Below are 13,533 nucleotides of genomic sequence, written 5' to 3'. Positions count from 1 at the left end.
ACAGTATAGGGTATTTAGGGTAACAAGTAAAGATTAATCGGCATTTTTCCCGTATTTATGTGTCACAAACAGGCAGATAGAGATGAGAATCAGGACAGAAAGGAAGAAAAAAGACGCAATTAGGAAGACTGTGTCGGAAAAGAATCCTTCCGGGACAATGTTAATGAGCATATCGGTAGAGGGATCCAGCATCCATAAATCATTTTTAAAGAACATTTCATGGAAAAGAATAAAATATCTGTTAAAATCAGTTGAGATAATAAATGAAACAATAGCTGTAAGGAGAAAGAAGAGTCCGCTTCCGGCGCATACTGCACGTGGAAAGGTTTTCTTAAAACTGGTTTTTAATAAATAGAGCAGAATAACACAAAAAGCCATTATTAAAAGGCAGCCTTTTCTCATGGCAATACCTCCTAAAAACAGCCCTCTCACATCTTCCATGTGAGCAATTTCCCTTGCATTAAAAAACTCCCGTTCCAAGCCGCCCATGGTGGTGGTGACATGGAGATCCGCTCTTTTTCCTTTTAAATATAACATCATTTCATCTGTGACCTCAAGCAGATCGTCCATGGTCATGGAGACTGCATCGGTAACCTGGTATTTGCTGTATTCCGCTTCAAAATATCCTGGAACCCAGTAAACAGCAGCTTCTACAGAGGTAAATAATAGAACAATCATAAAACAGATTGAAAAAACAATTCCGATGGTGTATTGCAGCAGCCGGTTCATGATTATTCCCCTTTCATGATTTGTTTTTCGTTGCAGTGGGCAGATTCCAGCGGTAATGAGTTGCCAGAAGGCGAATCAAAACTACGGAACAGGCACCAGCCAGCATGGCGGCATTGCCATTAATGTGTTCTAACAGGACGGCATAGAGAATGGCGCCTGTGATAGAAGCAGAAGCGTAAATATGCTTACGGAGAACATAAGGAGTCTGACCTGCCATAATGTCTCTTAAAATTCCACCTCCCACTCCCGTAATGACACCCAGGAATATCGTGAGAAAGTGGTACTGCCCATATCCGGAAAAGATGGCAGTATCAATGCCAACCACGGTAAAAGCACCAAGTCCTATGGCATCAAAGATGTTCATGACCTTTTCATAGGTTGCCATGGAACGGCTGGCAATGATCTGCTGGTTCAGCCGGACGATTACAAATAAAATCATAACCGTAAAAAAGGCAAGTAATACATAAATGGGATTCTGAAACAGCGCAGGAGGTACGTTGCCGATGATCAGATCCCGAATCATTCCGCCTCCTACTGCTGTTGTGACCCCCAGGACAATCACACCCAGTAAATCCAGTTGTTTCTTAATGGCAATCATTGCTCCGGAAGAAGCAAAAGCAATGGTGCCGATGACTTCAATGAAAAAAAACAGGGAAAGTTCAGCTTTCATGGATAACCTCCGGATTATTCCCTTTTTATAAATTAAACAAAGTATAAGAGTTGGAGGCGGGTTTGTCAATCCCCCTAAATTTTATGAATTCCCATTAGCCCGATTCCAAGCTGAAGCGTCATAAAGAGAAGAAGCCAGAAAGAAGTAAATATTATTTTATAAATACCCTTTTCCCCTCTGTTCTGTTCCCAGTAATTCTTAATTTCTTTCCGTTTCAGAAAAATGAGAATGACTGCACCAAGAAAGAAAGAACCGTGAAAAACACCAAAGAGAATCTGCTGCAGCGTTTCATTCAGTCTGCCGACCGCATAGGACCACAGATCACCAAAGACGAAATTATTGATAATATGCACGATAATAGACCAGTAGATGGAATACTCCATTGCCACATATCCCAGTACCAACCCTACGGCTGCCGCAAATATTCCCTGAATCAGGTTTCCGTGAAAGGCACCAAATAAAATAGCGGAACATACAATTGCCGTAGTTTTTCCAAATCCTTCAAAGGCTCTCATGACAAAACCGCGGAATATCACTTCTTCTGCAATAGGGCCAAGAAAGGAGACATACAAAAACATGGAGAGCATTGTACTTTGTCCGGTTGCCGATTCGATTTCAGCCATAATACTGTATCCAAACAAGTTGAGAATCGATTCGCTTCCTGCACTGATTACCATAAAGATCGCTTGTGCGGACATAAATAAGACAAAGTTAAAACAAAATGAGGAAATCTTCATGGACTTATTTTTATTGAATAATTTCTTGGAAAACTCCTGTTTCCGAAAGTAAAAAAATAAGAGAAGAAGACCGAGTGCAAGAGAGATTATCATACCCATACCACTGTTCATAGATTGTTCCAGTACGGCATTGACCTTCTGATCCAGTTCCGCATCTTTGGCGTAATGAAGTGCAACCTGTATGACTTTTATGAGAGGAACAAGGATACTGACTGCCATCATAATCAATTGATAGATCAAAATTCCTTTTGCAACACCATTGGTATGTTTTTTGATTTTTATTTTTTCATTCATAGGAACCACCATTCTACCGCTTCCCTGCGGTTTTAATAGATTCAATATAACATCAGAACAGTATGAACGGTATTTTTTGTTGTGAATGGTGGCTATTTTGTTGTGAAAAGCAATTCAAGCGTAAAGATACCATTATGATAAGACACATTCATCTGTCCATAATATTTCTCAACTGCCCGTTTTATATTGCCCAGTCCGATTCCGTGCTTCCCGGGATCCTTAGTAGTAACAAAGAAAGAGCCGTTTTTGTGGACTTCTTTCGCAGGATTTTCTATGCGGATGTACTGCATGGCGTTTTGATTCACAAAGGATACATGAATCCATTTGTCCTGTCCCCTTAACTCTTTTTGAGCTTCAATGGCGTTGTCAAGGGCATTGGCAAAGATGGTGCAGACATCCAGCGGGTCCATGTGATGAAAGCCTGGAATTCCCTCTGCCGTCAGCCGGATTCCCTGTGTGGAAGCATAGGAGTCTTTTTCGTTTATAATGGCATCAATAATAGGATCTCCCAAGTGAAACCGTTCTCCAGGGTGATTGACCACATCATTGAATTCTTTGATATATTGTCTGGCTTCTTCAAACTGTTCTTTTTCTAAAAGTGTATAAAGAACCCCAGTATGGTTTTTTATGTCGTGCCGGATTCTTCTGGTTTCCTTTTGCGTCTTTTCAAAAGACTTAAAGTGTTTTAGCTGAGCATTTAAGTAGTATTCATTAAGAGCTGCTTCCCGTTCAAAGTGAGCCTTTAAGTTTCCCTGAATCGTGACTGCCAAAATGGCATACAGCATAATTCCTAAGATCGCAGTGCCGCATAGAATAAACCCTTTGGCTAAAGAAGGGAAGAAATGGAAATCATCAATAGCACTGAGCAGAAAGAACAGAACCAGTAATACGGTGCCGGTTCCCCATAATAAGGTATTTTCCCAGAAACTGCGTTTTTGCGGTCCTGAGAAATCCGGATACAGACGGTTCCACTGTCTCTTTTTTATGATAAAAAGAATCCACAAAATCCAAAACAAAAGATCCATGAGAATCCAGAAGGTGTTGTCAATCTCCAGTACCTGATCCATAGAGCCGTTAAACATGTATACGATCAGAAAGGGAATAAACAGGAGTGAAAGGACGATTCCTGTAATGGGAAAGAAAAAGATTATTCTGCGGCGTAGAAATATGATTAAAAACAAAAATGGAAGCAAAGCATTTGCTGTCTCCTGATAGGGAGAAATTGTGCCCAGTGTTTGAAAGAGGAGAAAACTCCCCCAGAAAAGTACCTGTCTCTCTCGTGTTTTGGGAGCTTTAATCAGAAAAACAGATTGGGCAATGGCGGTCATCACCATAAGAACTTCAAGCCCTCCCAGCCAAAGATACAAGTTAGCCATAAGTGTGTTCCTTTCGTTTTTTATGTTCGGTTAAGGCTTAACGATTCAGAAAATTCATCATGCAGTTCCGGAAATTCTCTGCGTTGGTACGGCTAAGAGGGATTTCTACACCGTTAACCATGCGGAGTTTTTTTGAATCAAAAGTATGGATATGCTGCAGATTCACCAGAAAACTGCGGTGAGGTTTAAAAAACATGGATTTGGGCATCTTTTTTTCTAAGTCCTTTATTTTTATGCGTACAAGGATTCGCTGCTTTGCTGTAATCACATTTACATAGACATTTTCGCTTTGAATATAATAAATATCGCTCCAGCTTAACAACTGGCTGTGTTCGCCCAGATTCAGACAGATTCTCTCATTGGAAAGCCGTAAGTTCTCCCAGTCTTTTAATGCTTTCCACAACTTTTCCTGATTCACCGGCTTGGTGAGAAAGCGGAAGGCATTGACTTCATAGCCCTCAAAGGCAAGTTCTGTATGGCTTGATAAGAAGATTAAAAACAGATCATGATTTTCTTTTCTAAGGATTCTGGAAGTCTCCAGTCCGTCGAGTCCAGGCATTTCAATGTCCATAAAAACAAGGTCAAAGGGGGTGGGCTGGGATTGGGCAGCAAGAAGAAACTGACTTCCGCTGGAAAAAAGCCTGATTTCTATAGAAAGCTTATCAAAGTATTCATATAAAAGATGCTTCATCTCTTCTTGAAACAAACGATTATCATCGCATATTGCAATCTTCATAACACTCCTCATTCATATCATTTAATCTTATTATACCATTCAAATCAAAACCAAACCATAAAAAGTAAAAAGCCAGCCAGGTGTCTCCATAAAATCATGAAAACTCCTGCTGGCTTTTTCGATTACTTACGGCGTAAGAAAAGTTTCACCAGCTCTGAGATGAGGATGACACTGAACGTAAGACCAAATATTTTCACCCACATGGCAAAACTGAGGGGGACGGTTCCAAAGAATGCCCCGGCAAACTGAATAATTAAAATCTGCAGAAAGAACGTAATGGATATGACCAAAAGCATAATCCTGTTTTTTAATAAATGTCTGAAAATACTTGTGGCATGAAGTTCCCGGCAATTAAATGCGTTAAAAAGCTGAAATAAAGCAAACAGAGTAAACAGCACCGTATTCATTTCCCCATGGGCAGCACCTAAGAAGTTAAATACATACTGACACAGGAAGATGACCGAGATATAAAGTCCAGTAAGACCGATTCTTAAAAACATGGTTTTTGAGATAATGTTATCGCCTCTTCCTGTAGGAGGACGGTTCATCAGATCGTCGTAAATCGGTTCCAGACCCAGAGTCAGGGCAGGAGGGCCGTCCATAATAATATTAATCCATAAGAGCTGCAGAGCTGTAAACGGCGCTTTTAAGCCCAGAAGAATGGAGGTGAAGACAACGATTACGGAAGATACATTAACAGTAAGCTGGAACTGGATAAAGCGTTTGAAGTTTTCATAAATGCCCCGTCCCCATGCAATGGCTTTTACAATGGTGGAGAAGGAATCGTCAAGAAGAACAATGTCGCTTGCTTCCTTTGAGACTTCTGTGCCAGAGATTCCCATGGCAATGCCCACATCTGCATTCTTTAAAGCAGGAGCATCGTTGATTCCGTCTCCGGTTACTGCAACCACGTTGTTTTGGGATTTTAACAGCTTTACCACCCGCATTTTAGTAGCGGGAGTGCTTCGGGCGATTACACTGATCTTAGGAAGCATCTCAAGGAGCTTACGGTCGCTTAAATCGGCAATATCATTTGCTTCCACAGCGATTCTTCCATCTTCCAGAATATGAAGTTCATCAGCAATGGCTTTTGCTGTAATAATATTATCTCCTGTAAGAATCTTTAGATCCACACCAGCCATACGGCAATTTTTTACAGCTTCATAAACATCAGAGCGGAGAGGATCGGAGATGGCGATAAAACCATCAAAAATCATGTCCTTTTCCATTGCATTATGATGAGCTTCCTCTTCATAGTTACGCATCTCTAAAAGCTCTTTATGGGCAAAGGCGATAACCCGCATGGCTTTTTTCTGCGCCTTTACAATAAAGGCTTCAATGGTTGTCCGCTTTTCCTGTGAGAGGGCGCACATGGCAAATACGCATTCCGGACTGCCTTTGACATAAGAAATAATTTTACCGTCAACCTTGCTGATTGTGGTCATATGTTTTAGTTCAGAAGAAAATGGAAAGGCATGGAGTACATCGTGGTCTGACCTTTCATCCTTATAAGTTTTTCCGCTTCTTTTAAAGGCGTCCGATTTCTGATAAAAGTTTAACATGGCACATTCTGTAGGATTTCCAATAAAGGAACCATCCGAAGCAATATCTGCCGTAGTATTTAAACAGATGTTATGAACCAGCCAGTCGGAATTAAGATCACTGGTTTTTTCTTTCCAGGAGTCATCATAGAAGGCGGAAACAGTCATTTTGTTTTCCGTAAGTGTTCCTGTTTTGTCAGAGCAGATTACATTAATACAGCCTACGGTTTCAGAGGCAATCATCTTTTTAACCAGAGCATTCTGTTTGGAGAGCTTGATAATATTAATGGATAAGGACACTGCTACAATCGTAGGAAGTCCTTCCGGTACTGCAGCAACAATCAACACAATGCTGGTAACAAACGCATCAAGAACGGTCTCCAGTGTCAGTCCGCCTTCGAGAGAGAAGGAGATCAGTTCTGAAACAAAGACAATAACAGCAGCAATAATTCCCAGAATGGTAATTGTCTTCCCCAGTCTTGCAAGCTTTTCCTGTAAAGGAGTGGAGGAACGCTCTGTATTGGTCAGTTCTCTTGCAATATGTCCAAATTCTGTGCTGTCGCCAACGGCAGTTACTACCATCTTTCCGTAACCACTTGTGATGTAATTGCCGGAATACACCATATTGGCACGCTCGGCAAGAGGCGTCTTTTCATCAATGATAAGCATATCTGCATCTTTTTTTGCAGGAACACTTTCTCCCGTCAGGGCAGATTCGTCAGCGGCAAGTTCGGAACTTTGCAAAAGACGGCCATCTGCCGGAATTTTATCTCCGGTAGAAAGAAGAACAATATCTCCAACAACAATCTCTCTCTGGCTCACCAGATGAGTGGTGCCATCCCGGATGACTTTAATCATGGCATCGTCACTGATGCGGGATAAGGCTTCAAAAGCTTTTGCGCTTTTTCCTTCCATAATGACGGTAATGAGCACCGATAGAAAGATTGCGGCAAAGATCCCCAGACATTCTAAAAAGTCTGCCTCAGACCCTGTGGTGGCACGGATCATGTTGACGAGAAGAGCGATCACCCCAGCCATAATCAGCATAAGAATCATGGGTTCCCTGGCAGCATCCGCAATACGCTTTATCATGGATTCGGGCTTTTCTTTTGTCAGGGTGTTGGCGCCGTATGTTTCCCGCTGTTCATCAACCTGTTTGTTTTTTAGTCCTGCTGACTCGTGTGTATTCAGCCGGTCCAGTAAATCTTGTGTGTTTTCCTGAAACTCCTTCAATGCAATGTTCTCCTTAAATTGTTTATAATAACAAAAACTCATACATAGCAAAGCGATGTATGAGTCAAAAAAAGCCCATGTACAGCGATTGCTATACATGAGTCTCGTTTATTAAGGCAAGCCAGACCGTTAAGGTCAGTGTGTTGACTTGACACGCAGAATATTCTGCGCAAACTACTCCCTCAAGTGTTTTAGTATCATAACACAAATGAATAATTTTTGTCAACTATCATTGGATTACTTGTCCTTTTCATTTTAACAGTTCTATGATAGATTATAAAACAGACAAAACATTTCCGGGAACAGGAGGCTGGTATGGAGAATGATTTTTCAAAACAGACAGCAGAGATTAATGAGACAATAAAGGCGCTTAAAAGAAAGCATATGTCAGGCTATTTTGTAAATGGAAAAGAAGAACTTTTCACACAGCTCTGTGAATTTATCCCAGATAAAACCACCGTAGGCTGTGGGGATTCTGTTACGTTAGAGGAACTTGGTGTGTTTGAATATTTAAGAAAAAGGGAGATCCGGTTTCTGGATAAGTTTGAACCATCTCTTACAAAAAAAGAGAAAAAAGAAATATACCGGAAGAATTTCATGGCGGATACATTTATTACAGGAACCAATGCTGTGACCAAGGCTGGGATGTTATTTAATATAGATGGCAACGGAAGCAGGGTTGCGCCAATGATCTACGGACCGGATCAGGTGATTGTTGTAGTTGGAACCAATAAGATTGTCAAGGATACAGAAGAAGCGGTGAAAAGAACCAGACAGGTGGCAGCTCCCCTGGATGCCAGACGTCTTGGAAAATCAACGCCCTGCACGGTTTTAAACCGTTGCATTGACTGCGGTCACAGGGAAAGGATCTGCAATGATTTTGTGTTGATTACAGGACAGTTTGATGAAGAGAGGATAAAAGTTATTTTTGTTAACGGAGAATTTGGATATTAGAAATGAGATTCAGGCAGTTCAGACGGCAGAGAAAAGAAACAGCAGGCAAACCAGATCTGTGGGTTTCCTGCTGCCTTTTTCATTCCAATATTAATTACTGCTTTTTTTGTTTCTTTTAATCACCTTAAGCCTTGTAAATTCCTCCCTGTCTTTTTCCTCCAGGGCATTGGTAATCCCTTTTGTAAGCGTTTCATAACGGGGAATGGTAATGTTTTTAAGGGCATTGGCACGTTTCTGGGTTCGTTTGATGCTGTTTGCCAGACGGTAAGCAGAATTTTCAACCATGGAGAGTTTTAAAGTCAATTCTTTTACACGCTCGAATTTGTACCGGGCTTCATCAAGAGATTCCTTTGTGCTGTAATACGCATAAGTCAGGTTCAAAGGCCGTTCCTCATGTTCCACCAAAGGGATCTCTGTTCCCATAATGCTCCTGGTCTTGATTCGGATGGATTCATCTACCGGAACTGCCATGGCAATGTCCTTTACATAATCAATGCCCAGCTCAATGTTGGCCTTTTGAAGAGCCTTATAGGCAGAGGTAAAGGTTTCATCAATCTCAGACTGAATGCCCTTTGCTTCGTCGATTAATTCCATCAGCTCTTTGATCAGGATATTCCGCTTTTTATCCATTAACTCATAACCCTGTCTGGCAAGAGCGAGAGAGTTCTTAGCAAGAATTAAATTTCCCTTTGTGGGAAATGTATTGGGATTCATAAGCTTCCCTCCTATTCTTCCGAAGCGTCAGGGGCGGTTTCCTTGTAGTACCGGTCTAAAACCTTGGTATCAATACGGTCTAATTCTCCTCTTGGGAGAAGTCCTAACAGTTCCCAGCCAATGGTAAGCGTTTCCAAAATATTTCGGTTGGCATGGTTTCCCTGGCCCACAAACCGACTTTCAAATTCTTTACCAAAAACCAGATATTTCTTATCAATGGGAGAAAGCTCATCTTCACCGATAACCGATGCCAGCGCTCTTGCATCACCAACTTTTGCATAACAGGAGAAAAGCTGGTTTGCCACGCCCTGATGGTCCGCTCTTGTAAATCCTTCTCCGATGCCATCCTTCATAAGACGGCTGAGGGAGGGCAGTACATTGATGGGCGGATAGATGGACTGTCCGTGTAAATTCCGGTCCAGAACGATCTGTCCTTCTGTAATATACCCTGTAAGGTCAGGAATCGGGTGGGTAATGTCATCATTTGGCATGGTCAGAATGGGAATCTGGGTCACAGATCCGTGTCTGTCTTTTACAATTCCTGCACGCTCGTAAATAGATGCCAGTTCACTGTACAGATATCCGGGATACCCTTTTCTGGATGGAATCTCTCCTTTCGAGGAGGAAACCTCACGGAGCGCCTCCGCATAAGCAGTCATATCCGTTAAAATAACCAGAATGTGCATTCCCTTTTCAAAGGCAAGATATTCTGCCAGAGTCAGGGCTACTTTTGGTGTAATAAGCCGTTCCACTACAGGATCATTTGCCAGATTGATAAACATGGCAACGTGATCGGAAACACCGCTTTCCTCAAAGGTTCTGCGGAAGAAATCTGCCACATCATATTTAACACCCATTGCCGCAAATACTACGGCAAACTTCTCGCTGGATTCTGCATCATCCCCAAGTGATGCCTGCTGAACGATCTGGGCAGCCAGTTCATCGTGGGGAAGACCATTACCGGAGAAGATGGGAAGCTTCTGCCCACGGATTAAGGTTAATAGTCCGTCAATGGCTGAGATTCCGGTACGGATATAATCTCTGGGGTATTCACGGGTTACCGGATTAAGCGGTTTTCCATTGATGTCCAGGCGGATATCAGAACCAATATCTCCAAGCCCGTCAATGGGTTCTCCGATTCCGTTAAAGGTACGTCCTAACATGTCCTCAGAAACAGACAGTTCCATAGGGTGACCCGTAAGCCGGGTATGCACATTGCGCAGTGCCAGTCCGTCAGTTCCCTCAAAGACCTGGATAATGGCCTTGTCTTCATAAACTTCAATAATTCTTCCCAGTTTTTTTGTTTTGCCCTCTACCGTCATTTCCACGATTTCATCGAAAGCAGCATTCTGGACGCCTTCTAATACGACCAGGGGGCCGTTGATTGCACTTAAGCCTAAATATTCAATTGCCATGTTCTGCCTCCTTTCTAGGCGTTTCTTTCAATGACGGAATCATAGAAAGCATCAATCTGCTTTTTATAATCATCGAAAAGATCCAGCCGGTCATTGGGAATGTCGTATTTTAAGGAAATGATCTTATCAAAGATAGGATCCTCTTTTAATACAGACATGGGCATTCCCATAGAAATCAGGGAACGGGCTTTTTTGTATAAATACAGGATCAGGTCCATCATTAAAAACTGTTTTTCCATTGGTACACAGGTATCTTCTTTGTGGAACGCATTCTGCTGTAAGAATCCGATCCGGATTACTTTTGAGATCTCAAGAATCAGTTTCTGATCGTCGGGAAGCATATCTCCTCCGATCAGTTTTACAATCTCCATCAGACTGCTTTCCTGGGTCAGTAAAAATACCATACGGTTCCGGTAATCCACGAATTTCTTATCGACATAATCCACATACCAGGGAGCCAGGTCAGTGAGATATTCAGAATAGCTGCTCAGCCAGTGGATTGCCGGGAAATGCCGTTCATTGGCAAGGTTTCTGTCCAGTCCCCAGAAACAGCGGACAAAACGTTTGGTGTTCTGGGTTACCGGCTCGGAGAAGTCACCTCCCTGGGGAGATACGGCACCGATGATGGTTACCGATCCTTCGGTTCCGTTCTGGTTCTGCATCATTCCGGCTCTCTCATAAAATGCGGATAACCGGGATGCCAGGTATGCAGGGAAGCCTTCCTCTGCCGGCATCTCCTCAAGACGGCCTGACAGTTCTCTTAACGCTTCTGCCCACCGGGAAGTGGAATCTGCCATAATTGCCACATGATACCCCATGTCCCGATAGTACTCTGCCAGGGTGAGTCCGGAGTACAGACTGGCTTCTCTGGCGGCTACAGGCATGTTGGAAGTGTTGGCAATCAGAGTGGTCCGGTCCATTAAAGGATTGCCGGAACGGGGATCAATCAGTTCTGTAAATTCTTCCAGAACCTGGGTCATCTCATTACCACGCTCTCCGCAGCCGATGTAGATGATGATATCCGCATCAGACCATTTGGCAATCTGATGCTGGGTCATGGTCTTTCCAGTACCAAATCCGCCGGGAATACAGGCAGTGCCTCCTTTGGCAAGGGGAAAGAGCGTATCAATAATTCGCTGTCCCGTAATTAAAGGTCTGGTAGCCGGGTACCGTTTTAATGTGGGCCTGGGCACACGAATGGGCCACTTTTGTGTCATGGTGATCTCTTTTTTTGTTCCGTCCCGAAGTTCCAGGGTGAGAAGTGGCTGGTTGATTGTATAAGAGCCATCGGCAACGACATCAAGAACGGTGCCTTCCACATCTGGAGGAATCATAACCTTATGGACAATCGCAGGGGTCTCAGGAACCTCAGCAATAATCGAGCCTGGGAAAAGGTGATCTCCCTTTTTCACAGTGATATGAGTCTCCCAAAGCTTTTCTTCGTCAAGGGATGCTACCTGGATTCCCCGGTCAATGTAGTGCCCTCCGGTTTTTGCAATCTCTGATAGCGGACGTTCAATACCGTCAAAGATGTTGTTTAAGATTCCTGGTGCCAGGGTAACGGATACGGGATAGCCAGTGGAAGTTACGGTTTCACCAGGTTTTAATCCACTGGTTTCCTCATAGACCTGAACCGTGGTTCTTCGGTCTGTCAGACCAATGATTTCTCCCACCAGGTGGTCCCGTCCGACGTAGACCATTTCATTCATTTTAAATCCGGAATCGCCCTTTAAATAAATAACAGGACCGTTGATGCCGGAGATTTTACCTGTGTTAGCCATTGGCGGTACCTCCCATTATATCCTTAACATGAAAGCGGAAATCACGTTTCGCTTCGGAAAGTTTCGTCTGGAACGAGTTATCAATCAAAATATGTCTTGAGGGAATAACGGCTCTGATCCCTCCCATGAAGGCGTATTCACTGACACGGATATCCGCACTCTGGGGAAGGGTTAAATCCATAACTTTCTCTTCATCTGCCGGATCAATATAGATTGTGATAAATTCCTTATTTGCAAGTTCTAATGCTTTCTTAATCTGAGAATTTAAAAGCGTGGTGTATTCCGGTGTTTTCATGTATCTGGTAAGCCGGTCTGTAAGTTCCAGAAACAGTTGATCTTTCAATTCATCCTGTTTTTTCCCGAATTCCCGTTTAATATTTATCTGTTCCAGAGACAGCTTTTTGTTGAATTCCCGTTCGATTTGTTTCTTTTCCAATGCCACCTGCTGTCCGGCTCTCCGGTTTGCGCTGGCCTGATGCTCCGCAAAGGTCTGTTCCAGAGCGGTAGTATATTCGTCAAGCATCTTCGCACTGCGGGATCTGGCATCTTCCATACAAAACTCCAGGAAATGCTGTAATTTTTCCTCAGTTGTCAAGATGACCACCTCTTTCTTATAGTTTTAATCCGATAGCTTGGTTTACATAATCTGTGATAAAGTTTTGCTTGCGGCCGGTACCGTGGCGGTCAGGAATTTCTATGATGAGTGGAAGCTTACGGTTTAACCTCACATCATCAATCATATCCGGAAATGATCTTCCGAATTTTTCTGTCAGAAGGATGATCCCGATCTCTTTGTCGGCCAGGACTTTATCCAGTTCACGTTTTAATTCAGCCTTTTCATGAACAACGGCACCCTCCACCCCAGCCAGCCTCATGCCGGCCCAGGTATCCAGGTTGTCGCTGATTAAATACATTTTCATGATTAAAGCTTACCAAGGATCATGAAGGAGATGATCAGACCATAAAGACAAACACCTTCGGCAAGCCCTACGAAGATGAGTGATTTACCTAAAATAGATCCGTCTTCACTAATGGCACCAAGAGCAGCACTTGCAGCTGCGGATACGGCTATACCGCCGCCGATACATGCCAGTCCGGTGGATAAGGCAGCAGCCAGATAGCCCATTCCTGCAACACTGCTGGAAGCACCTGCAGCTTCTGCTGCATAGGACTGGCCCTGGAACATTAAAACACTGGAGAAGATTAAGGTTCCAAAAAACAGCAATACATTAATGGAAAGAGCAGTTTTATAACGGCCCTTTGTTTTTTCTCCCATGGCAAATACGAAGAGGGGAAGGACAATACTTAAAATTAAAGCGGTTGCTAAGGTGATTTTTACTAACATGGACATAA

At 43.0% G+C, this 13,533-nt stretch carries 13 protein-coding genes; 1 reads left to right on the top strand and 12 read right to left on the bottom strand.

The window, feature by feature from the left end:
* Window positions 1–33: 33 nt before the first annotated feature.
* The 6 genes from FAY33_RS16665 to FAY33_RS16640 all read right to left on the bottom strand — a co-directional run bounded on the left by FAY33_RS16665 (window position 34) and on the right by FAY33_RS16640 (window position 7,358).
* Window positions 34–729 carry a TIGR01906 family membrane protein gene (locus FAY33_RS16665; RefSeq protein ID WP_143322364.1) on the bottom strand — a complete coding sequence of 232 codons (696 nt, stop codon included), beginning with the start codon at window positions 727–729 and terminating at the stop codon, window positions 34–36.
* A 13-nt stretch (window positions 730–742) separates the two neighbouring features.
* Window positions 743–1,399, bottom strand: coding sequence for a trimeric intracellular cation channel family protein (locus tag FAY33_RS16660; protein WP_143322363.1), 657 nt, complete (start codon window positions 1,397–1,399; stop codon window positions 743–745).
* A 74-nt stretch (window positions 1,400–1,473) separates the two neighbouring features.
* On the bottom strand, window positions 1,474–2,430 hold the full coding sequence (locus tag FAY33_RS16655; protein WP_185967670.1) for a type II CAAX endopeptidase family protein: 957 nt from the start codon (window positions 2,428–2,430) through the stop codon (window positions 1,474–1,476).
* Between the two features lie 92 nt (window positions 2,431–2,522).
* Window positions 2,523–3,806, bottom strand: a complete 1,284-nt coding sequence (locus FAY33_RS16650) for a sensor histidine kinase (RefSeq protein WP_143322361.1) — start codon at window positions 3,804–3,806, stop codon at window positions 2,523–2,525.
* 37 nt (window positions 3,807–3,843) lie between these two features.
* Entirely contained in the window at window positions 3,844–4,542 is a 699-nt protein-coding gene (locus FAY33_RS16645) for a LytTR family DNA-binding domain-containing protein (protein ID WP_185967669.1), read from the bottom strand.
* Window positions 4,543–4,664: 122 nt separating this feature from the next.
* Window positions 4,665–7,358 carry a calcium-translocating P-type ATPase, PMCA-type gene (locus FAY33_RS16640; protein ID WP_143322412.1) on the bottom strand — a complete coding sequence of 898 codons (2,694 nt, stop codon included), beginning with the start codon at window positions 7,356–7,358 and terminating at the stop codon, window positions 4,665–4,667.
* A 273-nt stretch (window positions 7,359–7,631) separates the two neighbouring features.
* Between FAY33_RS16640 and FAY33_RS16635 the strand changes: the two genes are divergently transcribed.
* On the top strand, window positions 7,632–8,270 hold the full coding sequence (locus FAY33_RS16635; protein ID WP_143322359.1) for a lactate utilization protein: 639 nt from the start codon (window positions 7,632–7,634) through the stop codon (window positions 8,268–8,270).
* 90 nt (window positions 8,271–8,360) lie between these two features.
* Here the strand turns inward: FAY33_RS16635 and FAY33_RS16630 are convergent, their stop codons facing one another.
* From FAY33_RS16630 to FAY33_RS16605, 6 genes are read right to left on the bottom strand one after another with little or no spacing between them, the layout of a single operon-like run.
* Complete coding sequence (locus tag FAY33_RS16630; RefSeq protein ID WP_143322358.1) at window positions 8,361–8,984, bottom strand: V-type ATP synthase subunit D; 624 nt, start codon at window positions 8,982–8,984, stop codon at window positions 8,361–8,363.
* Between the two features lie 11 nt (window positions 8,985–8,995).
* Complete coding sequence (locus FAY33_RS16625) at window positions 8,996–10,399, bottom strand: V-type ATP synthase subunit B (RefSeq protein ID WP_143322357.1); 1,404 nt, start codon at window positions 10,397–10,399, stop codon at window positions 8,996–8,998.
* 14 nt (window positions 10,400–10,413) lie between these two features.
* The gene (locus tag FAY33_RS16620; protein WP_143322356.1) at window positions 10,414–12,180 is read right to left on the bottom strand and encodes a V-type ATP synthase subunit A; all 1,767 of its coding nucleotides are present in this window, start codon (window positions 12,178–12,180) and stop codon (window positions 10,414–10,416) included.
* Complete coding sequence (locus FAY33_RS16615) at window positions 12,173–12,775, bottom strand: V-type ATP synthase subunit E (RefSeq protein WP_143322355.1); 603 nt, start codon at window positions 12,773–12,775, stop codon at window positions 12,173–12,175. The genes FAY33_RS16620 and FAY33_RS16615 overlap by 8 nt, the downstream gene beginning before the upstream one ends.
* 16 nt (window positions 12,776–12,791) lie before the next feature.
* On the bottom strand, window positions 12,792–13,100 hold the full coding sequence (locus tag FAY33_RS16610) for a V-type ATP synthase subunit F (RefSeq protein WP_143322354.1): 309 nt from the start codon (window positions 13,098–13,100) through the stop codon (window positions 12,792–12,794).
* A 2-nt stretch (window positions 13,101–13,102) separates the two neighbouring features.
* Window positions 13,103–13,531, bottom strand: coding sequence for an ATP synthase subunit C (locus FAY33_RS16605; RefSeq protein ID WP_143322353.1), 429 nt, complete (start codon window positions 13,529–13,531; stop codon window positions 13,103–13,105).
* Between the last annotated feature and the right edge of the window lie 2 nt (window positions 13,532–13,533).

This window comes from Clostridium sp. HBUAS56010 (assembly GCF_007115105.1).
Lineage (GTDB): Bacteria > Bacillota > Clostridia > Lachnospirales > Lachnospiraceae > Lacrimispora.
The sequence above is the reverse complement of the archived record's forward strand: the minus strand, read 5'-3'. Positions and strand labels throughout refer to the sequence as shown.

What these genes read in the sequence shown, in the direction of transcription:
- FAY33_RS16605 (WP_143322353.1), bottom strand. Translation starts at nt 13,531, where the DNA reads ATGTCCATGTTAGTAAAAATCACCTTAGCAACCGCTTTAATTTTAAGT.
- FAY33_RS16630 (WP_143322358.1), bottom strand. Translation starts at nt 8,984, where the DNA reads ATGAATCCCAATACATTTCCCACAAAGGGAAATTTAATTCTTGCTAAG.
- FAY33_RS16655 (WP_185967670.1), bottom strand. Translation starts at nt 2,430, where the DNA reads ATGAATGAAAAAATAAAAATCAAAAAACATACCAATGGTGTTGCAAAA.
- FAY33_RS16625 (WP_143322357.1), bottom strand. Translation starts at nt 10,399, where the DNA reads ATGGCAATTGAATATTTAGGCTTAAGTGCAATCAACGGCCCCCTGGTC.
- FAY33_RS16620 (WP_143322356.1), bottom strand. Translation starts at nt 12,180, where the DNA reads ATGGCTAACACAGGTAAAATCTCCGGCATCAACGGTCCTGTTATTTAT.
- FAY33_RS16635 (WP_143322359.1), top strand. Translation starts at nt 7,632, where the DNA reads ATGGAGAATGATTTTTCAAAACAGACAGCAGAGATTAATGAGACAATA.
- FAY33_RS16610 (WP_143322354.1), bottom strand. Translation starts at nt 13,100, where the DNA reads ATGAAAATGTATTTAATCAGCGACAACCTGGATACCTGGGCCGGCATG.
- FAY33_RS16640 (WP_143322412.1), bottom strand. Translation starts at nt 7,358, where the DNA reads ATGAGTTTTTGTTATTATAAACAATTTAAGGAGAACATTGCATTGAAG.
- FAY33_RS16645 (WP_185967669.1), bottom strand. Translation starts at nt 4,542, where the DNA reads ATGAAGATTGCAATATGCGATGATAATCGTTTGTTTCAAGAAGAGATG.
- FAY33_RS16650 (WP_143322361.1), bottom strand. Translation starts at nt 3,806, where the DNA reads ATGGCTAACTTGTATCTTTGGCTGGGAGGGCTTGAAGTTCTTATGGTG.
- FAY33_RS16665 (WP_143322364.1), bottom strand. Translation starts at nt 729, where the DNA reads ATGAACCGGCTGCTGCAATACACCATCGGAATTGTTTTTTCAATCTGT.
- FAY33_RS16660 (WP_143322363.1), bottom strand. Translation starts at nt 1,399, where the DNA reads ATGAAAGCTGAACTTTCCCTGTTTTTTTTCATTGAAGTCATCGGCACC.